Origin of the sequence: Brucella daejeonensis (genome assembly GCF_014199265.1) — a bacterium.
Lineage (GTDB): Bacteria > Pseudomonadota > Alphaproteobacteria > Rhizobiales > Rhizobiaceae > Brucella > Brucella daejeonensis.
In genome coordinates this window covers 226,843-248,686 of record NZ_JACIJG010000002.1, presented here as the reverse complement: position 1 = coordinate 248,686, position 21,844 = coordinate 226,843, and the positions used below count along the sequence as shown (strand labels likewise).

Here is a 21,844-nt window from a genome sequence, read left to right as displayed (position 1 = left end):
CTCGTTATCCCATCCGCGCCTTTCGGCGCGGGCTCGAAACCGGCAACATCAAACAGCCGGTTCCTCCTGTTCACTGCCGCAATACGGTGCGAAAGCTCATGCAATCGCCTGTGCCCGGCCCTTGCTTGCGGCGCTCATCCCGGAATCCTCCACCTCACTCTTACGCCGCTTTACCCCGATTGACAACGTTGTCTTTTAGGAATGTGAGCCATTCCCAAAGACAAGATGTGGATCGCAGGATAGGCTCAAACACCGCTACGGTGTCAATATCCCCCGCTGGAGAATGTGTACGAAATTTAATCGATTAAAATAGAGTATCGAAAGACAACATCCAAAAGCTCTTTTAAAACAAAGAGTTATTTTATCCCATCAAACCAAACTCATAGGAAACTCTCAGCGAATAAACCGGAAAACCCTCGACGGGCAATTCTCCGATGAGAGGCGGAAATCTCTTCGGGCGGGCTGGACAAGTACCTGGCGCGCAGCTACGTTCGCTCCGCTTGCACAATGGTGTGCGAGTTTGTTCTCGGGGCGGGGTGAAACTCCCCACCGGCGGTATAAAGCTTACGCTTTGAGCCCGCGAGCGCTTGGAAAAGGGACTTTGCCTTCATCCAAGGTCAGCAGATCCGGTGAGATGCCGGAGCCGACGGTTACAGTCCGGATGGAAGAGAGCGAAAGAGCGTAGCGCTTGTGCTGTTCTGGCACGGACTGTGCGTTCCTTTGTACGCCCTGATTCTAGTTTCTTGAGGAACCTATGAACCAGAGCTATCCGAACAAGACTTCATTCAAAATTGCTTTTATTCAAGCCCGCTGGCACGCCGATATTGTCGACGAATCCCGCAAAAGCTTCATCGAGGAACTAGCGGCAAAGGCCGGAACCAATGTGGAAGTGGAAATCTTCGACGTTCCGGGAGCTTATGAAATCCCGCTGCACGCGAAGACCCTTGCCAGGACGGGAAGATACAGCGCCATTGTCGGATCGGCTTTCGTCGTGGACGGCGGCATCTATCGTCATGATTTCGTGGCAACCGCCGTTATCAACGGCATGATGCAGGTCCAGCTTGAAACCGAAGTACCCGTGTTGAGCGTCGTATTGACCCCGCATCATTACCACGAAAGCAAGGAACATCACGATTTCTTCCACGCACACTTCAAGGTGAAAGGGGTGGAAGCCGCCCATGCAGCCTTGCAGATCGTTGGTGAACGCAGCCGCCTCGCTGCGCTCGTGTAAGTGCTTTGGACCGGCCTCCAATAAGAGGCCGGTCATTCCTCCAAGATGCGCTCCGCATGGGTATAAATATCGAACTCATCGCCGCGAACCAGCGCGACAAGCGTCAGGTTTGCTTCTTCTGCCGTTCGGATTGCCAAGGCTGTCGGGGCCGAAATAGCCGCCAGAACTGGTGCACCGAACATTACGGCCTTTTGCACCATCTCCACCGAGACACGACTGGTAATCGCTACAACTCCCTGTCCTGATGCGACGCCCGCGCGCGAAACCGCCCCGACAAGTTTGTCGAGCGCATTATGGCGACCAATGTCCTCCCGGACGGCAACAAGCCCATCACCCGGCACAAAAAAGCCCGCCGCATGGACCGCCCTGGTCTCGGCGTTCAACTGTTGCCCCTCCGCTAGCGAAGCGATGGCGGAGCAGATTTCTCTCGCCGAAAACCGCCTGCCTTTGCAATCCAGAGCTTTCAGCGGGCGCAGTGCGTGTTCGATCGAGTCAATGCCACACAACCCGCAGCCGACAGGCCCGGCCATAAATCTGCGTCTCGCTGCAAGCCGCTGTTCCTGAGGTTCGGCCAGTCTGATCTGTATGTCTATGCCCTTTTCGAAGGCGACAGTTTCAACGGATTCGATCTCTGAAATATGATCGACAATATTTTCAGTCAGGGTGAAACCGATGGCAAAGTCTTCAAGATTGTCAGGCGTTGCCATCATAACGGCCTGCGTGGAGCCATTGTAGCTGACCGCTACAGGTACCTCCTCCGGTACTTTACGAATGTCTTCATGAAAACGCGAAGCACGATGTGCGACATGAGCCGCGTTCCGACTTGTCTTCTGGATGGTCATCTCGTTCGCTCGCCTGCCATCGCATTATGAACCTAACAGTTTCATGTGGCATGAAATCAGCTTTTATGTAAGGTGCCATCGGACAAGTCGCTGTAGTCCAGCGGCAAGCGAGGAAAAAATGGATATTCGCCAGATAGACGATAATTACTCGGTCACGGGGCAGATCGAACCCGACGATGTACGTGATATTGCAGCGGAGGGGTTCCGCACAATTATTTGTAATCGCCCCGATCACGAAGGCGGGCCTGACCAACCTGAATTCGCTGAAATTACGCGCGTAGCAGAAAAGGCAGGGCTTGCCACCTACTATGTCCCGGTCGTCGGCGGACATTTGACCCAGGAGAATGTAGACGCGATGACGGCAGCTCTGGAGGAAGCGGAAGGACCGATCCTCGCTTACTGCCGCTCAGGCGCACGCTCTACGAATATTTACGGGATCGCACAGAGCCAAAAGCGCGGATAAAAAACGAGCGCAGGCTACGCGGGCGGTGAAGTCTTAAAGGCATTTCGACTGTCTTTGCAAACATGACGATCACCGCCCCGAAAGCCGCGTGCGTCCAGAATGAACGCCGCGTGACGTATGTGCACAATACTGGCGATAATAGCCCATACCGGTGCGTGCCACGGTCGCAGCCACGCCGCCGAGTACCAGAAGCCAGCCTATGGCCTGCGGCCAACTGAAGCTTTCCAGCCCTCCACTCAAAGCGACAACAAAGATACCGCCCCAGAGTAAAGCGGCCGTGCGGCGCCAGAACACAGGATTGAGTTCGTCAAAAACAGCCTTCCACAACGAATGAACGAGGCAGGCAAAGAAAAGGGCCGCGGCCAGCCCGATATTGAGCAACTCGACCGGAAGCCATTGTGGCGAAGTAAGCATTGTTTCCGTCATCCACTTAAACCAAAACTTATAACGATTGATCTTTCAGTATCGTCGTTACGATCTGGAGTACTGTTACCGTTTGCTCCATTCAGCTTTCGCTTTGTGGCCGCAAAATGTTAGAAGCACGGAAACTGGCCTTGGATAAACTCACTTATTATTGCGATCACGCGAAATATCGTGTTGAAAATATTGCCTTATTCACGCTCATCGACGGGATAGACGCGGGGCAACTCCTTCCACGGACAGGGAAATTCGGCGTTCAATCACGATTGGTTGCACCCGTCACATTACAGTTACAATCGCTGCCGGTAACAGCTTTGTAACAATTAGAGACAGCATTCCGCCCGATAAAAAACTGACCGGCGCAACTTATAACAAACGAAGCGAGTCAGCGGCTCTTGCCAAAGCGCCGCCCCACGCGGGCAAGCAGGATCACCGGCAAGATGCCGACGATAACGATTGCGAGAGCTGCTATGGATGCTTCCTCATAGGTCCCCCGCGCTGCTTCACCATAAAGATGGGTAGAGAAAGTTTCGATATTCAGGGGACGCAACAGAAGCGTTGCCGGTAGTTCCTTTACGCAATCCACGAAAACCAGAAGCCCTGCAGCAATGATCGCGGTTTTGGAAAGAGGCAGGTGAACCGCACGGAACGTCGCCCCCACGCCGCGCCCCAAAGTGCGCGACGCATGATCGAGCGACAGAGGTATACGTTCCAGTCCGGAATCGATGCCGCCAGCAGAGATTGCCAGAAACCGTACGACATAGGCATAAACGACCGCTCCACCCGTGCCGATCAGCATCAGCGCAGCAGAAAATCCGAAGAGGTCGGATGTAAACTGATTGAACAAGCGATCGAAGCCTCCCGCAAGCACCAGAATGCCGATTGCTATCACCGTGCCCGGTGCTGCATAGCCCATGGTGGACAGGCGATATAGCCAGCGCGAAACTACCCCGGGAAAAAGCCGAACGGTATAAGCGACAAGCATACCGCAAATGAGAACCAGGGCCGTTGCGATCGACGCCAGGGCGATGGTGTTGAAGGCCTCACTGGCCAACCGTGACGAGATACCAGCAAAACCTACCCTTTTAGCTGCTTCGGCAACCAGATAGGTAGCGGGCAAGACAAATCCGATCAGAACGGGCAACGCACACAGGCACAAAAGTCCGATGCCCTGGAAACGACCTGTCTTTACCGGATCGAACCCGCGTGAATGTCGGATATTCGAAGAAAAGCGTTGTTTGCGACGCGCCCACCGCTCTACTGAAACAAGTGCTACAACGAGAAATAACAGCGCCAGCGCCAGTTGGGCCGCGCCCGGCAGATCGGACCGCGTGATCCATGTTGTATAGATCGAAACTGTCAGCGTGCGCACGCCAAGAAACTCGGCCGCGCCGACGTCATTCAGCGTCTCCATCAGGGCGAGACTGACGCCGACCGCCACCGCCGGACGGGCGAGTGGTAGCGCTACACGCCAAAAAATTCCTCTCCGGCTCACACCCAGCGTTCGGGCGGCTTCGATCAGACTGGCGGACTGGGTGAGAAACATCGCCCGTGTCGGAATATAGACATAGGGGTAGAGAACAAACCCCAGAAGAATAATACACCCTGTCATGGAGCGGATATCGGGTAACCGAAACTGACGCGGGCTGTCGTACCCCAGCAAAAAGCGAATAGCGCCCTGCACTGGCCCGATGGGATGAAGTATATCGAGATAGGCGTAAGCGATAATGTAAGTCGGCACGGCCAGCGGAAGCAAAAGCGCCCACTCCAATATGCCGCGTCCCCGGAAGTCATAGGCAGTCACCAGCCATGCCATGGAGGTTCCAACCGTCGCGGCAATAATACCGACGCCTGCAAGCAGAATGATCGTATCGAGAAAAGCTGTCGGCAAACTGGTAGACAGCAGGTGTGTCCATAGCCCCGCCGAACCATGCATGGCCTCCAGCATGAGCGCCAGAACCGGCAACATAACCAACGTCGCTACCAGCGCTGAAAGCCAAAGCCAGCCGCGCCCTGCCCGTACCGGCTGCGAAGTCAGTTTTCGCATCGCTGTAAATGCTTCTATCATTGGCCTCTCGATACTGCGGCGCCGGCGCATGACTGCACCGGCGCCGCTTCACGCAATTTGCCCGGCTTTTTAGTTGTCAAAGCCCACTTTGTCGACCAATTCGCTTGCTTTTTTGCGATGCGCGACAATTTCAGAAAGAGGTACGCTGTCAACCTTCAGTTCGCCAAAGGATTCCACGATTGGATCGAGCGGCGCGCCCGGCTTCACCGGATATTCGAAGTTGGCCTTCGCATAGAGTTTCTGGGCCTCGTCCGAAACCAGATATTCAAGCAGCTTCACTGCTTCTTCCTTGTGGGGCGCGTGTTTTGCAACGGCAGCACCGCTGATGTTGACCTGCGTACCGCCGTCCTTGAAGGTCGGCAGCAGAACCTTGATGCCCTCGCCCCAGGTCTTTTGCTCATCGCCACCCTTACCCGAACGCATCAGGCCGACATAATAGGAATTGGCCACAGCGATATCGCAGATGCCGCCGACAATATCCTTTGCGCCGTCGCGGTCGCCGCCAGCAGCCTTGCGGGCTAGATTGTCCTTGAGACCCTTCAGCCATTCCTCGGTCTTTTCCGCACCGTAATGAGCGATGTAATCGGCAAAGAGAGCTGTATTGTAAGGATGCTGACCTGCGCGGATGCAGATTTTGCCCTTCCACTTTGGATCGGAAAGGTCTTCATAATTGATCTTGTCTAATTCCAAATCCTTGGCCGCATATACGATACGGGCGCGCAGAGAAAGAGCAAACCAGTTGTCCTTCGCGTCGCGAAGCTGTTCAGGAACGGCATCCTTCAACACCTTGGAGTCAACCGGCTGGGTCAGGTCTTTTTCAACAAGGTCCACCAGATTGCCGGCGTCAACAGTCATGAGAATGTCCGCAGGCGAGTTCTCGCCTTCCGATGCCACGCGTTCGGCCAGACCATCCTTCAGGAATACCGTGTTGACGGTGATGCCCGTAGACGACTTGAAGGCGTCGAGCAGAGGCTGAATGAGCCCCGGTTCGCGCGTCGTATAGATGTTCACTTCATTTGCTTGGGCTGCGCCTGCAAGGAGCGCCGCTGCCACGAAAGCAAGGCCGGAACGCGTGAACTTGGACATTTTACCTCCGAATGAATCTGTTCATTTTGAATCATGAGCTTATTGATCAACTTATATGGCGCGCTTTGCTCACGGTCAATTGGTCAGGACAGGTCAGATGCAGATATTTTCTTTCACGCAGAAAAAACGAGTACCTTCTCCCAATGCGGGCAGATCAACACTTCGGCGGCAGACATGGGAATATGCTGATGTGTGCGGATTCTCAGGCGCGGCCCCGTATCGGTTACACGCACCACCAGTTCCTCGATTTCTCCCAGGAATGTGCGCGCTTCTATCCGACCTCGCAGCGAGGTTCTATCGATGTTGTCTTCGGTCAGAATGGTGAAATCGCGCGGGCGCAGATAGAGGATCGTTTCCGCCCCCGCTGGCAACGCCTTCGGCACCTTGACGGCCCCAAAGGGTGTAATCAGTGCCCGCCCGTCAAAATTTCCCGATATCACATTGAAATCGCAAAAAAAGTCCGCCGCGTACCTGTTCACGGGCCGCTCATGCAGATCGCGGGCGGAGCCGCTTTGAACTATTTCTCCCGAACGCATGAGCACCACCCGATCACCGGTCGAGAGCGCTTCCTCCGCTTCGTGGGTCACAATTATTGCCGTTGTCCCAAGCTTTCGCAGCAGAGCGACTGTTTCGCGTCGCACGGTGGCGCGCAGGCCCCTGTCGAGATTGGAAAAAGGTTCATCCATCAGCAAGAGATGCGGCTTGGGAGCAAGCGCACGAGCCAGTGCGACACGCTGCTGCTCCCCACCTGAAAGCATATGCGGATAGCGGTTGGCCATATGGGACAGCGCAACGAGATCAAGAAGCTCGCTCACCCTCGCATTCGCCTCGTCTCGATGCATTTTCCGCAAGCCAAAGAGCAGGTTTTCCTTCACCGTGAGGTGTGGAAACAATGCATAGTCTTGAAAAACTACGCCGACATTGCGCTTTTCCGGCTCGACGAAAACCGAAGGCGAAACAAGTGCCTCCCCTCCCATGGTGATAAGACCGCTATCTGGAGCATCGATTCCCGCGATTACCCGCAGGAGAGAGGTTTTGCCACAACCGGAATGTCCCACCAGACAAATGATTTCACCGGGATGCACGTCCAGCGATATATCGTTGAGCGCGCAAACACGACCGAACCGGCGGCTGACACCTGTCAGCGTTAGCGCCGGACCGGCGTGATTCAAAGCTTGTCGTTCATCGTGTGGATTGCGTGCATCCATATGCCTGGCCGCGTGTTCAAATTACTGTTCAACCGCATATAGAGGCTCATCTCACGGAAAGCTATAGAAACAAGACCACAAGCCTCATGAATATGAAAATTTGATATTTGCCGAGCCGGTTATCCAGTTGATATTGAACAAAAAGCGGGGCATGTTCGATATGCTTCCGCATACTCAACTCACCCGCACGCATTCAGGAGAATAATGAAATGGGTCCGGTCACGGATAAGATCGCGACGGCCGAAACGTTGCCGCATACCACCAGTATCGCCATCATCGGCGGTGGCATAATCGGTGTATCTACGGCCCTTTTCCTGTCTGAACGTGGCATCCCCGTCGCCCTGTTCGAGAAAGGCGAAATCGCGGGCGAGCAATCGAGCCGCAACTGGGGCTGGTGCCGCCGTACCGGTCGCGACAGCCGTGAATTGCCGCTTATCATCGAGAGTATGCGCCTATGGGAAGGCATGAACGAACGAACCGGACGTGAAACGGGCTTTCGGATTACCGGGATTGCCTATGCTGCGGAGAAAGAAGAGCAGTTGGCGCTCTACGCCAGATGGATCGACATTGCACGCGAACACGGTATCCAGACCGATCTGCTTAATGCCCGCCAGGCCGAAGAACTCGCACCCGGTATGAGCCGCCGCCTCGCAGGCGGCATGATCACCCCGCTTGATGGGCGCGCGGAGCCACAGAAAGCAGTTCCGGCGCTTGCGGCGAAAGCACAGGAAAATGGGGCGATCATCCTCCAGAACTGTGCCGTGCGCGGCATAGAAACCACGAATGGCCGGATAACGGGCCTCGTGACAGAAAAGGGTCGCGTGTCTTGCGAAGCCGTTGTCGTGGCAGGAGGCGCATGGTCACGACTGATCCTGTCGGCCTTCGATGCCCACCTGCCTCAACTCAAGGTCCGCTCATCCGTCTTTCGCACCGCTCCAATCGACACAGGTGTCGAGCAGGCGATTGCCTTTTCGGATTTCGCACTGCGCAAGAGGCTGGACGGCGGCTACACGGTCGCCAGCCTCGGCGGTTCCATCGCCGATATCGTGCCTGACAGTTTCCGATTCTTCCGTGATTTCGTTCCGTCGCTTTCGACCGAATGGCGCTCACTGCGATTCCGCTTTGGTGAGCGTTTTTTCGAAGAAGCCTTCCAGTGGAAGCTTCGCCCTGCCGATCAGGTTTCAATCTTCGAGAAAATACGTACTCTCGACCCCGATCCGCATCGTGCGGCCAATGCGCAGATTCTTAAAAAGCTCAAACAGGCTATCCCTTCGTTTGCATCGGCGACAATAGCACAGGAATGGGCAGGTCTTATCGATACCATGCCCGATGTCATTCCGGTTATTTCGCCTGTGCCGGGCATCGAAGGATTGATCGTGGCCACAGGCTTTTCCGGACACGGTTTCGGAATCGGACCGGGCGCAGGGAAGCTCGTCGCCGATATGGTCAGTGGTGAAACGCCGGTTGTTGATCCCTCACCGTTCCATATCTCGCGGTTTTCGAATGGTTCGAAAATCCGCATCGAAAACTGGGGATAGGGTTTGAAACTGCTGCGGTCTATTCGATCAGACCGCAGGCGGAGCAAGTCCCCAGTGTTGTTCGGCGATTATGGCACCACAATTAATGACCGCGCAGTCGATCAAGCCGCGCGGTCATCTCTACGCTACAGCGTCACAAACTGAGCCATCATACCGACGTCTTCATGTTCCAATACATGGCAATGAAACATGAACGGGTGACTGCGGGCTGCTTCCCGGTCGAAATGAACGAGAATTTCCGCCTTGCCGTCGATCAGCGCAGTATCCTTCCACCCCGAGCGGTGAACAGGCGGAGCCTTGCCATTCAGCGTCAGGATGCGGAACGATGCCCCGTGGATGTGGAACGGATGCGGCATCTCCTTGGTCGTAAGTTCCCATATTTCCCACGAACCAAGCTTCGCTTCGACATCGATACGCCCCATGTCGAACGGCTTTCCGGCAATTGCCATCTCCACGCCCGACGTCAAGGCCTCCAGCGCCGGACCGGCATTGGAGGAACTTCTACTCCCGTGCATGTCGTGATCCATGGCGTCGCCTTGCATTGCCCCCATATCCATGGCGCCCATATTGTGTCCCGTACCCGGATTGGTAGACGGTTTTACCGGCTCCAGCTTCATGTTCTCCGACAGGCGTTCATCGAAAAAGAATGAACGCCGGCCTGCAGCGGATTTTTCGTCCGGCGCATCGGGACCGTCGAGACTGGCTGGCAATTTTGTGATTTTCCCCACCAGTTCAGTGTCCACGGAAAAACGCATCAAGTGCAGTTCGTCACCGCCATCATCCCTATCGAAGGTAAGCAGATCCGCACCGTTACCCCTGGAAAAATCGACAAGCACCTCGTAGCGCTCACCGGGGCTGATAGTCAGTCGTTCAACAGGTTCGGGCTTTTCGATATAACCACCGTCGGAGGCGATGACGAGCAAAGGCCGGGTGTCGCTCAGCCGGACATGAAAGTTTCGAGCATTTGCGCCGTTCAAGAAACGCAGACGAACGATCGACGCAGGAACACGCGCCTCTGGCGAAACCGCTCCATTCACGATCAGTTTATCGCCACGGAAACCGTGCAACAAATCCATCATGTCGGGCCGATAAACATCGTTGCCCTCAATGACCCGACGGTCCTGCAGTACCAGCGGAATGTCATCCACACCGTAATCTTCAGGCAATCCACGCTCGGTATCCTTGCCATCGCTGACAATCATCAGACCGGCAATGCCCATATGCGCCTGACGAGCGGTATTTCCGTGCAGATGAGGGTGGAACCAATTGAACGAGGCTGGCTGGTTGATCGTAACTTCGGGTTCCCAACGCCCGCCCGCGGAAATGGGGTTATGCGGCCCGCCATCGAGAACAGAAGGGACGAAGAGTCCGTGCCAATGAAGGGTTGTTTCTTCCTCCATGGCATTTTCAACCGACAATGTAACCCTTTCGCCGTTTTTTAAACGGACGAGAGGGCCGAGATAGGCTCCATTGATGCCCGCGGATGCCGCTTCGCTTCCTTCTTCGAAACTGTGCCGGCCCGTTTGCACTTTGAGTTTGACTATACCGGTTGCATCCGGCTCTACGAGCGGCGGCAGAGGTAATATCCGGGTTCCGGACGGCAAAGGTTTCTGCCCGTGCCCCATTTGTTGATGCATGTCCTGCGCCGCGCTCTCGAAAGGGCGGACAGCAGCAAGAAAAGCCACACCTGCACCGAGTGCGAGCAGGCGGCGACGTGTAATTCCAGTCATGGTAAGTCTCCAGACAATAATCATCATGGCCGCAGAAAACGGCGGCATTTACCCGATTATGTCCGCAAGATGGGCGGTCGCAAATCCGTCTGCAGCGCGCTGCCGCTTAACGCCGCGACAAGGGGCGGCAAGCCGAAAGCCCGAATGGGCACGAACATATGCAGGCCCGCTCCAATCTGGTGCATACCGCCGCATGTTATCATGACACAGGCGTTTGGTGACTTGACGCCGTGATCCGTGGGAGCGGCTTTTTCACTATCGGTTGCCATTGTGACGTGATCCATATGACCAGCCACACTCTCCTGCATGTCGAAAACCGGTGAAGCGGGCGACACATCGTGTGCCATGGCATAACAAAGCTGCGTCGAAACAAGAAAGAGAAACGACAGCAAGGCGATCAGCGTACGAGAAGACGAGCGCAGGGCAGCATGGCCCCGTGTCATACCTCTTGAACCAGACTGATTTTGCGAGCGACGCATCGTTCTCCCCATGCAGGTGATGCAGGAAACTTAATCGTCAGCCAAGGCAAATTAAAGACCGGAACCGTTAAGAGCACAGATTTTGAGCATTTTCACTTTTCTTTCGAAAAACAGGCTCCCGAAATCATAAAATTTCTCAAGCGCCCTTTTCCGCTTGCGGTTTCATCTTCCTGCGTTTTAAAGAGGCGCCACCTCGGGCCCCTCCCAGCCTTTCGACGGCCCACAATACTGGATATGAAACAATGACTGTCGCTATAGCGGTTGTACCGCTGAAAAACTCTGCGCGCCGCGTTCTGGCCGCGAGCATGATCGGAACAACGATCGAATTCTTCGACTTCTACATTTACGCTACCGCTGCGGTGATCGTGTTCCCGCATCTTTTCTTTCCCGCAAGCGACGGCAACTCGGCGCTGCTCCAATCGCTGGCCACGTTCGCAATTGCGTTCTTTGCCCGCCCCATCGGCGGTGCACTGTTCGGGCATTTCGGCGACAAGGTCGGCCGTAAGGCAACGCTCGTTGCAGCCCTTATGACCATGGGCATTTCCACAGTCGCTATCGGCTTCCTGCCTACCTACGATTCCATCGGTGTCTGGGCGGCATTGCTGCTCGCATTCTGCCGTCTGGGCCAGGGCCTCGGCCTTGGTGGTGAGTGGGGCGGCGCCGTCCTGCTCGCGACGGAAAATGCACCCCAAGGCAAGCGCACCTGGTATGGCATGTTCCCCCAACTCGGCGCTCCGGTGGGGTTCATTCTGGCAACGGGCATCTTCTTCCTTCTGGCCGAAACTTTGACGGAAGAGCAATTCTTCGCCTTTGGATGGCGCATTCCCTTTATCGCCAGCGCCCTTTTGGTTGGTGTCGGCCTTTTCATTCGATTGAAGGTCGCGGAAACGCCGGAATTCCAGAAGGCCATAGACAAGGCCGAACGCGTCGAAGTTCCTGTTGCCACCTTGTTCAGGCAACATAAGATGAGCCTGTTTCTAGGCACTATCGGAGCGGTCGCAACCTTCGTTCTGTTCTACCTTATGACCGTGTTTTCGCTCGGTTGGGGTACGCGTGCGCTTGGCTATAGCCGTGAAGAATTCCTCGTCATGCAGATGGTCGGCGTCGTATTCTTCGGCCTCACCATTCCGGTTGCGGCCCTGCTCTCCGACAGATACGGAATGCGAAAGGTAATGGTTGCGGTGACGGCTCTCATCGGCGTTTATGGCTTCGTCATGGCCCCACTCTTCATGGCTGGCACAGCTGGCGTTCTTACCTTTCTCATCATCGGATTCAGCCTGATGGGGCTGACCTATGGTCCAATCGGTGCAGCGCTTGCCGAACCATTCCCAACCTCCGTTCGGTATACGGGCGCTTCGCTCACTTTCAATCTGGCGGGAATTCTGGGCGCATCGGTGGCCCCTTACATCGCAACATGGCTGGCAACGCATTATAGCTTCGACTATGTCGGCTATTACATGGTTGTCGCCGCCGTAATCTCGCTTATTGGTTTCGCCTTCATCTCGTTCAAGCGCAACGCGTAAGCAAATGCTCTAACGAAAAAGAAAAATCCCGCGCAGATCGCTCTGCGCGGGATTTTTACTTGGATCGCCGGACCGAACTCTATTCGGTATCGGCCGCTTCCAATGCAATAGCGACTGACTGGATGATCGAGGCAAAACGCGCAGCCGTGTGAATCACTTCCGTCGAAACGCCAGCCTTACGAAGCACATCCTCGTGTGCATCGATGCACATGCCGCAGCCATTGATCGCCGACACAGCCAGCGACCAGAGTTCGAAATCAATCTTGTCCACGCCCGGATTGCCGATCACGTTCATGCGCAGCTTTGCCGGCATGGTGCGGTAATCCTTGTTCGTGGCCAGATGCACGAAGCGATAATAGACGTTGTTCATGCCCATGATGGCCGCAGCCGACTTTGCAGCCTGAATAGCGGCCGCGTCGATCTTTCCTGTTGCTTCCGCAACCAAGGCCTTGCGCACATCGGCATTACGCGAAGCGATACCGCAAGCGACAAACAGGCCGTATTTCTGCTGAAGCGTCAGCGTTTCGTCGCTCGCCATGGACGACAGGTTGAGACGGACATCCTTGGCAAAATCCGGGATTTTGGACTTCAGATCGTCAATGGACATGGTATCCTCGTTAGTCTGCAAATTCTGAATAAAAGAAAGGCGGGCCTTGACCCGCCGTTCCACTCATAGTCAGAGCCGGTCAGGCTGCCTTGAGCGTGTCGCCACCGACTTCGCGGTTGCACGGGCACAATTCATCGGTCTGCAGTGCATCGAGAACGCGCAGCGTATCCTTGGGAGCGCGGCCGACATTGAGGTTGGTCGCGTAAACATGCTGGATCGTGTTGTCCGGATCGACAACGAAGGTGTAGCGATAGGCCACGCCATCCGGCGAACGAACGCCAAGACCGTCAACCAGCGAGCCGTTGGTGTCGGCAAACGACCAGATCGGCAGCTTGTCCAGATCCTTGTGGTCGCGACGCCATGCGAGCTTTACGAATTCATTATCGGTCGAACCGCCGAGAACGACGGCATCACGGTCTTCGAAATCCGGAGCCAGACGTGCGAATTCAGCAATTTCGGTCGGGCAGACGAAGGTGAAATCCTTCGGGTAGAAGAAAATAACCTTCCACTTGCCTTCGAAGCTGGCTTCGGTGATTTCTTCAAAAGCCGAAACGCCGTTTTCTTCATGGAAGTTGAAACCCGGCTTCACGCCAGTGACTTTGAAAGAAGGAAGCTTATCGCCAATACCGAGCATCTCATACCTACCTGTAAACTCAATTGTTGTGCAGAAATTTCGGAATTTTCAGAAATTTCCGCTTGCGAGTCATTTATAGTCGGCATAGTCACATCGGTCAAAGCGATTAAAGCGATTAAAACAATCGTTAAAAACGATGGCACTCAAGGCTTGAACATGCCCAATATAAGCGTGCGGCAACTCCATTATTTTCTGGCTCTCGTTCAGGTCGGTTCTTTTTCACGCGCAGCCGATATGGTGGGTGTCACGCAGTCCACCCTGAGTGCGGCCATCCAGACACTGGAAGCCGAACTCGGCGTGAAATTGATCGATCGTTCGGGACGGCGCATGCAGCTTTTACCCGCTGGTGAAGACTTCATGGCGCGTGCGCGCAATATCGTGGCGCTCATTGAGGAATTGCCGGAACACGCGCGACAAGCCGAACGTCCCTTGACGACCAGGCTGCGCATGGGAGTCATTCCTTCGATTGCTCCCTTTCTCCTGCCCAAGGTCCTGCCTGCAACTACCTGTGCTTTTCCTGAGCTGCAGTTGACGGTTCGTGAAGGGATTACCCGTTCGCTGCTTGACAGTCTGCGTTCAGGTTCACTTGACGTGGCGCTTGTTGCTCATCCGTATGATCTCGATGAGTTTGAAATGGTCGAACTTGGACAAGACCCATTCTTTTTGGCTGTATCCCGCGATCACGCGTTGGCAAACCGTGACCGGGTCGACGCCAGTGACCTGCGAGACCAGCCGTTTCTCTTGCTCGAAACCGGACATTGCCTTCGTGAGCATGTCATGGCGGCGATAGGTTCAAAGCCCACGCAGACCGACAGCGGCGTTCACGCCACATCCATCATGACACTGGTGCAGCTTGTCGATTTCGGTATGGGCGTTACGCTCTTGCCCGAAGTGGCCGTCAAGGCTGGCGTCACGCGGGGAACGAATCTGAGCATCGTCCGCTATGAGGGGCAGAATAATTTCAGGTCGCTGGTACTCGTCTGGCGCGCCAATGCCGCCCGCCGCAGCGAATTCCAGCTTTTCGCAAGCCATCTGCGCAGCAGTTGCATGAAGCTTACCTAAAGAATACCCCAGGCCCGGAACCGACCGCGCCCGGTGATTTCCCGCAGATTGAGTTCCGCTATAAGTTTCAACGCACCTTGCTGCGTCACTTGCAGTTCTTTTTCGACCATCTGACTGGAAACAAGCGGACTACGCAATACAAGTTCCATCAATTGTGGCAACCGTGAATTCGAACGACGCCCCTTGAGCTTGCGCTGCATCTGCTCGCGTGCCAGGAGCAGCCGGTCATGTTCCTTCATCATCGTATCCGCAGCGTCCTCGATACTTTCGAAGAAGCTCCTGAGGCGAGTAAGCCGATTGGGCGAACGACGATCGTCCGGTCGTCTGGAACGTAGCCCAAGGCTGATCGAAGGGAGATGACTGGTTGCAATGCCGCTCTGACGCAAGAAAGCCGAAGTCAATAGCCGCCCGATCCATGAGGAGCGCTGCAGCACTTCCATAGAAAACCACGCGTCATGAATAATTGCGGCGCGCATGAGGGGCGGCAGGTGTCTTGTTGAAGTGAGGCAATTCCGCCACGCTTCCAAACGGGCATCCTCGTCCCAGTCATCGTCATAAAGCAACGCGTCGCGCGAAACGACGTCCGGTTTGGCCGTGTCTGGGACGGCATTTTTTAACAGCGCATCGGTGCGTGCAAGCAAGCTGTCTATATCATCGAGTAGCGGATCGGCATCGGCAGTTTCAGCGACAGTTGAGCTGGCAATCTCCCGGTCAGGAGCCGTATCAACGGCACGACCAAGCAATTGCTGTATTCCGGCCGAACTGAGAGCCCAGCTCTCAGATCGACCGGCGATCTGCCGACGCATACGCAACACCGCATGAGCAATAGTGAGTGCATGGCTCGGCATACGGCTGTCCATGAGGGCGTCGTGGAGGACGAGATCTTCCATATGCACCAGTTCGCCTTCAAGCCACATCGACGCAACCGCATCTTGCATATGCATCCGCGCTACCATTCCGTCACGAATAGGTGAGCGGGAAATCCGTTCGTCGAGCCGCACCACTGCGGCCGTTGCCTTGCTGACGGGCACGAAAAATTCTTCGAACGGCAGGTTGTCGATCTCGTAGGCCATATTCTGCATATCGCAGCCGAATGCATAAAAAGGCAAACGAAATTGCCGCGTTATCCGAGAACTTCCGCAATTTTGATGGTCCGGGCTTCCCGGACCGAACGAAGCGCGGCTTCAGCAAGTGCCAGGGCTTGCAATCCATCTTCGGCGGAGGGAAGCGGTGCCTTGCCAGTATCGAGCGCATCTATGAATGAGGCAATTTCGGCCGCATAGGCCGCCGTATAACGCGTCATGAAAAAATCGTGGAGTGGCGGGCGGTTATAACCGTCCTTGGAAGCAATTTCTATGGAAACGGGACGCTGGTTTTCCGCCGAAACTGCTCCGAGTGATCCGTGAACCTCGATACGCTGATCGTAGCCATAGGAAGCGCGCCGCGAATTGGAGATCACGCATTGACGTCCCGAAGCCGTGGTCAGGATGACGCTTGCACTGTCGTAATCACCAAGCTCGCCGATCTTCGGATCGACCAGCACCGACGCCGATGCGGACACGCTCTCGATCTCCTCACCCAGCAGAAACCGCGCCATGTCGAAATCATGTATCGTCATATCGCGAAAGATGCCGCCGGAAACCTTGATATAATCGGCGGGCGGCGCACCGGGATCGCGGCTGGTGATAGTGACCATTTCAACATTACCGATACCACCTTCTTCGATGGCTTTGCGAACGGCTGCAAAATGTGGGTCGAAACGGCGATTGAAACCGAGCATCACTTTCGCACCGGTCTGGCGAATGACCCCAAGACAGACTTTCACCCGTCCGATATCGAGATCGATTGGCTTTTCGCAGAACACAGCCTTGCCTGCCTGTGAAAACCGTTCAATAAGATCGGCGTGCGTGTTCGTCGGCGTGCAAATCAACACTGCATCGACATCGTCCGACTTTTCGATAAGGTCGATCGTGCGAACTTCGGCGCCCGTTGCATCGGCTATTGCCCGGGCCGCTTCGTCGTTGGCATCGGCGACCGCAACCAGTCGTGCGCGTTTATCCGCCGCGATTGCGTCTGCGTGAACCTTGCCAATGCGGCCTGCGCCGAGCAATGCCAGACGTGTCACCATTGCCTCATCCTCCCCAGAACAGCCTTCTTCAATCGGTCGAAGATATGATATGGAATATTTATTCCATTTTGCTAGAATGCGGCATAACAATTGTCAAGAGACCATATTGAAAGGATAATAATGGATTCTCCGATCCCGTCATCGACCAGCGTTCCAACAAATATCAAGGAGTTCGAAGCGAAACTGCTGGAGGTTTCGGACCGCCTGCCAAAACGACTCAAGCAATGCGCCGATTTCGTTGCCGCCAATCAGGATCGTATCGCTGTATCGACCGTCGCGGAAATGGCCGAAGGTGCGGGGGTGCAAAGTTCAGCCTTCATGCGTTTTTGCCAGATCATGGGGTTTTCCGGCTTCTCGGAAATGCAGAAACTCTTCCGGGAGTCCTATGCGGGCGGTTGGCCCGATTATTCCACGAGATTGCAGCATCTGCGGGAAACGGCCGCAGGAAGCGCCCCGGCCCTGCTCGCGGAATTTGCCGAAGCTGGCCGCACCTCACTTGAAGGATTGCTCAAAACCGTCGACCCGGAATCGCTTGAGAAAGCCGTTAAATTGCTGGCCAATGCACAGACAATCCACATTGTCGGCATCCGCCGCGCATTTCCCGTCGCAAGCTACCTCGCCTATGCGCTGGAGAAGATGGAAGTTCCGGCCATGCTGCACAGCGCGGTCGGCAAACTCGAAAACCTGCATGCAATTCGCGAAGGCGACGTACTGCTTGCAATTACCTTCTCACCCTATTCTCCCGAGACGGTGGCCATGGCCGAAGCCGTGGCTGCGCGCGGCATAGACGTTGTCGGTATAACCGACACTTTTGTCAGCCCCATGAGCAAGCATGCCAAACAGACGCTGCTCGTATCCGAAGTCGACTTCGGTGCGTTTCGTTCCCTCTCGGCAACACTTTGTCTCGCAATTGCACTCGCCGTTTCGGTCGGAACTGCCCGCCAAAGTGACTGACGCCTCACCCCGCATTCTATTTTTCGGTTGAAATGGAATAATAAATCTATTTTAATCGAAAATGGAATAAAGGTCGAGCGCGGCGCGATAAGAAGCATTGAGGGATGAAAATGGCGAAACGGCTGGATTTGATCACGATTGGCCGATCCTCGGTGGATCTTTATGGTGCGCAGGTCGGGGGCCTTCTGGAAGATATGGCCTCCTTCAACAAATATGTCGGCGGCTCTCCGACCAATATTGCAACAGGAACAGCGAGACTCGGTCTTAAATCGGCGCTTATTACCCGCGTGGGTGATGAGCATATGGGGCGCTTCCTGCTGCGTGAACTGGAACGTGAAAGTGTCGATACGCGCGGTATTGTTACCGACCCCGAACGTCTCACCGCTCTTGTCATTCTGGGGATTCGCGATCAGGAACATTTCCCTCTTATCTTCTATCGCGAGAATTGTGCCGATATGGCTCTTTGCGAAGACGATATCGACCCGGATTTCATCGCGGAATCCGGTTGCTTGCTCGCCACCGGTACGCATCTGTCGCATCCGCGCACAGAAGCAGCCGTACTGAAAGCGCTGCGGCTTGCCCGCGAAAACGGAAGTCGCACAGCCCTCGATATTGATTTCCGCCCCAATCTCTGGGGGCTTTCCGGCCATGGCGACGGTGAAAACCGCTTCATCGAAAGCGAGGCCGTTACAGCCAAACTGCAATCGACGCTGCATCTTTTCGACCTGATCGTCGGCACGGAAGAAGAATTCCACATAGCAGGCGGCTCTACCGATACGCTGGAGGCGCTCAGGTCCGTACGTAAGGCGACGAAAGCGGCGCTCGTATGCAAGCGTGGGCCGATGGGCGCGGTGGTTTTCGAAGGAGAAATACCCGACGATCTCGACAAGGGACAAAGCGGTCAGGGGTTTCCCATCGAGGTCTTTAATGTGTTGGGCGCGGGCGACGGGTTCATGTCCGGCCTGCTTCGCGGTTGGCTGAGGGGCGAAGACTGGCCGACCAGCCTGAAATTCGCCAATGCTTGCGGCGCCTTTGCGGTTTCGCGCCACGGCTGCACGCCCGCTTATCCAAGCTGGGAAGAACTTCAATTCTTCCTGCAACGCGGCATTCGCGACAAGGCATTGCGTAAGGATGCGGAACTGGAACAGGTGCACTGGTCTACCAACCGCAATGGCGACTGGCCTCATATGCGGGTTTTTGCTTTCGACCATCGTATCCAACTGGAAGAGATGGCGGCGGAAGCAGGCGTCTCGACGGAAAAGATCGGTGAATTCAAGCAGCTTTGTCTGGACGCGGCCATGCAGGTTGCGGATGGAGCAGATGGCTATGGCATCCTTTGCGACAGCAGACTCGGACGCGACGCGCTTTACCGCGCCGCCGGAAGCGGTCTCTGGATCGGCCGCCCAACCGAATGGCCCGGTTCGCGCCCGCTTGAACTTGAACCGGAACTCGGTGCCGATTGCGGCGGGCTCTCGGAATGGCCTGTGGAACATGTAGTGAAGCTGCTCTGCTTCTATCATCCCGACGACACCGCGGAATTAAGGGCCGAACAGGAGAAAACGGTTAAACGTCTTTTCACAGCCGCTCGGCGTAACCGTCTGGAATTTCTTTTGGAAATCATACCGTCCAAGGCTGGGCCGGTGGATGACATGACCACCGCGCGCGTAATCGAGCGTTTCTATGAAATCGGCGTCAATCCCGACTGGTGGAAGCTGGAACCACTGAAGACGAAGGCCGCGTGGGCCGATGCCTGCGACGCCATCACCCGAAACGACCGGCACACACGCGGTATTGTCGTTCTGGGACTGGATGCACCCGCTGAGGAACTGGAATCCAGCCTCACTATCGCAGCCGGTTTCGATCTGGTGAAAGGGTTTGCGGTCGGCCGCACAATCTTTGGGGAGGCCGCCCGCAAATGGCTGAGCGGTTCAATCGGCGATGCGGAAGCCATTGCTGAAATGGCCTCGCGTTATCGAAGCCTTTGCGATGTCTGGGACAAGGCGCGCTCATACTGAACACTTCCCGTCAGGAGGGATGGAGGAGACATGAAAACCGTTCGACTGACCGCTGCGCAGGCTCTGGTGCGCTATCTGGCAAATCAGATGACGCCGGAGGGCGACAAGTTTATCGCAGGGGTGTGGGCCATTTTCGGGCATGGCAATGTGGCCGGGCTTGGCGAGGCTTTGTATGGCATCCGCGATAAGCTGCCCACATGGCGCGGCCATAACGAGCAGACCATGGCCCACGCGGCCATTGCCTATACCAAGCAGCTTGGGCGCAGACGCGCCTGCGCGGTCACGTCCTCGATCGGCCCCGGTGCGACCAACATGGTCACGGCCGCAGCGCTCGCCCATGTGAATCGCCTGCCCGTCCTCCTTATTCCGGGCGATGTCTTTGCCAATCGCGGCCCCGATCCGGTGCTCCAGCAGATCGAGGACTTCAACGACGGTACCATGACCGTCAACGATTGTTTCCGTCCGGTAAGCCGCTATTTTGATCGGATCACCAGACCGGAACAGCTGCTTACCGCCCTTCCCCGTGCTTTCCGAACCATGACTGACCCGGCCGACTGCGGTCCGGTAACCCTTGCTTTTTGTCAGGACGTGCAGGCGGAAGCCTACGACTGGCCGGAAGAATTCTTTGCGCCCAAAATCTGGCATTGGCGCCGTCCGCCCCCGGATGAGCAGGAACTTACGGGCGCTGCCGCTGCCGTTAAGAACGCGCTGAAACCCGTTATTGTGGCGGGTGGCGGTATACATTATTCAGCCGCGCACGAGGCGCTGCGCGATTTTGCCGAAACTCACGGCATTCCCGTCATCGAAACACAGGCGGGTAAATCCGCGCTGCCATGGGACCACCCGTTGAACTTCGGTCCCGTCGGCGTGACCGGAGCTGACAGCGCCAACGCGGTTGCTGCGGAAGCCGATCTGATAATTGGTGTCGGCACACGCTTTCAGGATTTCACCACCGGTTCGTGGGCCTTGTTCAAACATCCAGGCCGCAAACTGCTTGCGCTCAACGCACAGCCCTATGACGGATCCAAGCATAGCTCCCTACCACTTGTAGCCGATGCAAAGGTTGGCCTTAGGGCGCTTTCCAACGCCATCGGCGCATACAGGCGCCAGCCCGTCGACGCCACCCTCAAAACGAATTGGTTTGCCGCCGCCGACCGTTTCACCGTCGCGCCAAGTGATGGCAATGCACTACCAACCGACATGCAGGTGATCGGCGCAGTTCAGCGTCAGGCGCGCGAAAATTCCGTCGTCATGTGCGCGGCGGGCACCATGCCGGGAGAACTGCATCAGCTCTGGAAGGCAGGACGCCCAATGTCCTATCATATGGAGTATGGCTTCTCCTGCATGGGCTATGAGATCGCCGGCGGGCTTGGCATCAAGATGGCTGAACCCGACCGCGACGTGATCGTGATGGTTGGCGATGGTTCCTACATGATGGCGAATTCGGAACTCGCCACCAGCATTATGATGGGGCAGAAGATCACGGTGGTTGTCACTGACAATCGAGGCTTTGGCTGCATCAACCGGTTGCAGATGGCAACGGGCGGCGGGGAGTTCAATAATCTGCTCGATCATGCCGCGCATGTGAACCCATCACAGATCGATTTTGCCGCCCACGCCGCAGCCATGGGCGCTGATTCAAAGAAGGTAGGTTCGATCCGCGAGCTCGAGAACGCGTTGGCCGAAGCCCGTAATAGCCTGCGCACCACAGTCATCGTCATCGACACCGATCCGTACCCGACGCCGGAAACCGGTGGCTGGTGGTGGGATGTGGCCGTACCGGAGGTTTCGGAACGTGAACAGGTGCGCGCCGCGCGCCAAAACTATGAAGCCCAGATCAAGGAAAGAAACTAACC

Annotated in this window: 19 protein-coding genes and 1 riboswitch; of the genes, 8 read left to right on the top strand and 11 right to left on the bottom strand. The window is 55.8% G+C overall.

What is annotated here, in order from left to right:
- The first annotated feature begins 518 nt into the window (after positions 1-518).
- A riboswitch (FMN riboswitch) is annotated at positions 519-677 on the top strand.
- A gap of 77 nt (positions 678-754) precedes the next feature.
- Positions 755-1,231 (top strand): 6,7-dimethyl-8-ribityllumazine synthase, encoded by a 477-nt coding sequence (locus FHS76_RS03475; RefSeq protein WP_183648130.1) that lies wholly within the window; start codon positions 755-757, stop codon positions 1,229-1,231.
- A 32-nt stretch (positions 1,232-1,263) separates the two neighbouring features.
- Here FHS76_RS03475 and fdhD read toward each other — a convergent pair whose 3' ends face one another.
- Positions 1,264-2,073, bottom strand: coding sequence for a formate dehydrogenase accessory sulfurtransferase FdhD (gene fdhD / locus FHS76_RS03470; RefSeq protein WP_183648127.1), 810 nt, complete (start codon positions 2,071-2,073; stop codon positions 1,264-1,266).
- 118 nt (positions 2,074-2,191) lie between these two features.
- Here fdhD and FHS76_RS03465 point away from each other — a divergent pair, with 118 nt between their 5' ends.
- Positions 2,192-2,536, top strand: a complete 345-nt coding sequence (locus tag FHS76_RS03465) for a TIGR01244 family sulfur transferase (RefSeq protein WP_183648124.1) — start codon at positions 2,192-2,194, stop codon at positions 2,534-2,536.
- A gap of 69 nt (positions 2,537-2,605) precedes the next feature.
- Here the strand turns inward: FHS76_RS03465 and FHS76_RS03460 are convergent, their stop codons facing one another.
- The 4 genes from FHS76_RS03460 to FHS76_RS03445 form a co-directional block, all read right to left on the bottom strand.
- Entirely contained in the window at positions 2,606-2,950 is a 345-nt protein-coding gene (locus FHS76_RS03460) for a hypothetical protein (RefSeq protein ID WP_235992551.1), read from the bottom strand.
- 391 nt (positions 2,951-3,341) lie between these two features.
- Positions 3,342-5,024, bottom strand: coding sequence for an ABC transporter permease (locus tag FHS76_RS03455; RefSeq protein ID WP_235992550.1), 1,683 nt, complete (start codon positions 5,022-5,024; stop codon positions 3,342-3,344).
- A gap of 69 nt (positions 5,025-5,093) precedes the next feature.
- Positions 5,094-6,110 carry a Fe(3+) ABC transporter substrate-binding protein gene (locus FHS76_RS03450; protein ID WP_183648114.1) on the bottom strand — a complete coding sequence of 339 codons (1,017 nt, stop codon included), beginning with the start codon at positions 6,108-6,110 and terminating at the stop codon, positions 5,094-5,096.
- A 113-nt stretch (positions 6,111-6,223) separates the two neighbouring features.
- On the bottom strand, positions 6,224-7,318 hold the full coding sequence (locus tag FHS76_RS03445; protein WP_183648110.1) for an ABC transporter ATP-binding protein: 1,095 nt from the start codon (positions 7,316-7,318) through the stop codon (positions 6,224-6,226).
- A 209-nt stretch (positions 7,319-7,527) separates the two neighbouring features.
- On the opposite strand from FHS76_RS03445, the gene FHS76_RS03440 reads away from it, so the two are divergent.
- Positions 7,528-8,856: an NAD(P)/FAD-dependent oxidoreductase gene (locus FHS76_RS03440; RefSeq protein WP_183648107.1), complete on the top strand. Its 1,329-nt coding sequence runs from the start codon at positions 7,528-7,530 to the stop codon at positions 8,854-8,856.
- A 125-nt stretch (positions 8,857-8,981) separates the two neighbouring features.
- On the opposite strand, the gene cueO is transcribed toward FHS76_RS03440, so the two are convergent.
- Together cueO and FHS76_RS03430 are read right to left on the bottom strand one after the other, a co-directional pair.
- Positions 8,982-10,586 (bottom strand): multicopper oxidase CueO, encoded by a 1,605-nt coding sequence (gene cueO, locus FHS76_RS03435; RefSeq protein ID WP_183648104.1) that lies wholly within the window; start codon positions 10,584-10,586, stop codon positions 8,982-8,984.
- 56 nt (positions 10,587-10,642) lie between these two features.
- Positions 10,643-11,029, bottom strand: a complete 387-nt coding sequence (locus FHS76_RS03430; protein ID WP_235992549.1) for a hypothetical protein — start codon at positions 11,027-11,029, stop codon at positions 10,643-10,645.
- Between the two features lie 278 nt (positions 11,030-11,307).
- On the opposite strand from FHS76_RS03430, the gene FHS76_RS03425 reads away from it, so the two are divergent.
- Positions 11,308-12,588: an MFS transporter gene (locus FHS76_RS03425; RefSeq protein WP_183648101.1), complete on the top strand. Its 1,281-nt coding sequence runs from the start codon at positions 11,308-11,310 to the stop codon at positions 12,586-12,588.
- Between the two features lie 79 nt (positions 12,589-12,667).
- On the opposite strand, the gene FHS76_RS03420 is transcribed toward FHS76_RS03425, so the two are convergent.
- Both FHS76_RS03420 and FHS76_RS03415 read right to left on the bottom strand, forming a co-directional pair.
- Entirely contained in the window at positions 12,668-13,195 is a 528-nt protein-coding gene (locus FHS76_RS03420) for a carboxymuconolactone decarboxylase family protein (RefSeq protein WP_183648099.1), read from the bottom strand.
- Between the two features lie 79 nt (positions 13,196-13,274).
- The gene (locus FHS76_RS03415) at positions 13,275-13,829 is read right to left on the bottom strand and encodes a peroxiredoxin (RefSeq protein WP_183648097.1); all 555 of its coding nucleotides are present in this window, start codon (positions 13,827-13,829) and stop codon (positions 13,275-13,277) included.
- A gap of 156 nt (positions 13,830-13,985) precedes the next feature.
- On the opposite strand from FHS76_RS03415, the gene FHS76_RS03410 reads away from it, so the two are divergent.
- Positions 13,986-14,891 (top strand): hydrogen peroxide-inducible genes activator, encoded by a 906-nt coding sequence (locus tag FHS76_RS03410; protein WP_183648095.1) that lies wholly within the window; start codon positions 13,986-13,988, stop codon positions 14,889-14,891.
- On the opposite strand, the gene FHS76_RS03405 is transcribed toward FHS76_RS03410, so the two are convergent.
- The gene (locus FHS76_RS03405; RefSeq protein ID WP_183648092.1) at positions 14,888-15,964 is read right to left on the bottom strand and encodes an RHE_PE00001 family protein; all 1,077 of its coding nucleotides are present in this window, start codon (positions 15,962-15,964) and stop codon (positions 14,888-14,890) included. The two genes, FHS76_RS03410 and FHS76_RS03405, sit on opposite strands and share 4 nt — an antisense overlap.
- Before the next feature lie 50 nt (positions 15,965-16,014).
- Positions 16,015-17,019 carry an inositol 2-dehydrogenase gene (gene iolG / locus FHS76_RS03400; protein WP_183648090.1) on the bottom strand — a complete coding sequence of 335 codons (1,005 nt, stop codon included), beginning with the start codon at positions 17,017-17,019 and terminating at the stop codon, positions 16,015-16,017.
- Positions 17,020-17,139: 120 nt separating this feature from the next.
- Here iolG and FHS76_RS03395 point away from each other — a divergent pair, with 120 nt between their 5' ends.
- From FHS76_RS03395 to iolD, 3 genes are all read left to right on the top strand, one after another.
- Positions 17,140-17,973 (top strand): MurR/RpiR family transcriptional regulator, encoded by an 834-nt coding sequence (locus FHS76_RS03395; protein ID WP_183648087.1) that lies wholly within the window; start codon positions 17,140-17,142, stop codon positions 17,971-17,973.
- A gap of 110 nt (positions 17,974-18,083) precedes the next feature.
- Positions 18,084-19,988 (top strand): bifunctional 5-dehydro-2-deoxygluconokinase/5-dehydro-2-deoxyphosphogluconate aldolase, encoded by a 1,905-nt coding sequence (locus FHS76_RS03390; protein ID WP_183648084.1) that lies wholly within the window; start codon positions 18,084-18,086, stop codon positions 19,986-19,988.
- A gap of 30 nt (positions 19,989-20,018) precedes the next feature.
- The gene (iolD, locus tag FHS76_RS03385) at positions 20,019-21,842 is read left to right on the top strand and encodes a 3D-(3,5/4)-trihydroxycyclohexane-1,2-dione acylhydrolase (decyclizing) (protein ID WP_183648081.1); all 1,824 of its coding nucleotides are present in this window, start codon (positions 20,019-20,021) and stop codon (positions 21,840-21,842) included.
- Positions 21,843-21,844 lie beyond the last annotated feature (2 nt).

Coding starts and splice junctions, on each gene's coding strand:
- FHS76_RS03445 (WP_183648110.1), bottom strand. CDS start 7,318: ATGGATGCACGCAATCCACACGATGAACGACAAGCTTTGAATCACGCC.
- cueO (WP_183648104.1), bottom strand. CDS start 10,586: ATGACTGGAATTACACGTCGCCGCCTGCTCGCACTCGGTGCAGGTGTG.
- FHS76_RS03430 (WP_235992549.1), bottom strand. CDS start 11,029: ATGACACGGGGCCATGCTGCCCTGCGCTCGTCTTCTCGTACGCTGATC.
- FHS76_RS03450 (WP_183648114.1), bottom strand. CDS start 6,110: ATGTCCAAGTTCACGCGTTCCGGCCTTGCTTTCGTGGCAGCGGCGCTC.
- FHS76_RS03455 (WP_235992550.1), bottom strand. CDS start 5,024: ATGATAGAAGCATTTACAGCGATGCGAAAACTGACTTCGCAGCCGGTA.
- FHS76_RS03415 (WP_183648097.1), bottom strand. CDS start 13,829: ATGCTCGGTATTGGCGATAAGCTTCCTTCTTTCAAAGTCACTGGCGTG.
- FHS76_RS03465 (WP_183648124.1), top strand. CDS start 2,192: ATGGATATTCGCCAGATAGACGATAATTACTCGGTCACGGGGCAGATC.
- FHS76_RS03405 (WP_183648092.1), bottom strand. CDS start 15,964: ATGGCCTACGAGATCGACAACCTGCCGTTCGAAGAATTTTTCGTGCCC.
- FHS76_RS03395 (WP_183648087.1), top strand. CDS start 17,140: ATGGATTCTCCGATCCCGTCATCGACCAGCGTTCCAACAAATATCAAG.
- fdhD (WP_183648127.1), bottom strand. CDS start 2,073: ATGACCATCCAGAAGACAAGTCGGAACGCGGCTCATGTCGCACATCGT.
- iolG (WP_183648090.1), bottom strand. CDS start 17,019: ATGGTGACACGTCTGGCATTGCTCGGCGCAGGCCGCATTGGCAAGGTT.
- FHS76_RS03425 (WP_183648101.1), top strand. CDS start 11,308: ATGACTGTCGCTATAGCGGTTGTACCGCTGAAAAACTCTGCGCGCCGC.
- FHS76_RS03475 (WP_183648130.1), top strand. CDS start 755: ATGAACCAGAGCTATCCGAACAAGACTTCATTCAAAATTGCTTTTATT.
- FHS76_RS03390 (WP_183648084.1), top strand. CDS start 18,084: ATGGCGAAACGGCTGGATTTGATCACGATTGGCCGATCCTCGGTGGAT.
- FHS76_RS03440 (WP_183648107.1), top strand. CDS start 7,528: ATGGGTCCGGTCACGGATAAGATCGCGACGGCCGAAACGTTGCCGCAT.
- FHS76_RS03420 (WP_183648099.1), bottom strand. CDS start 13,195: ATGTCCATTGACGATCTGAAGTCCAAAATCCCGGATTTTGCCAAGGAT.
- iolD (WP_183648081.1), top strand. CDS start 20,019: ATGAAAACCGTTCGACTGACCGCTGCGCAGGCTCTGGTGCGCTATCTG.
- FHS76_RS03460 (WP_235992551.1), bottom strand. CDS start 2,950: ATGCTTACTTCGCCACAATGGCTTCCGGTCGAGTTGCTCAATATCGGG.
- FHS76_RS03410 (WP_183648095.1), top strand. CDS start 13,986: ATGCCCAATATAAGCGTGCGGCAACTCCATTATTTTCTGGCTCTCGTT.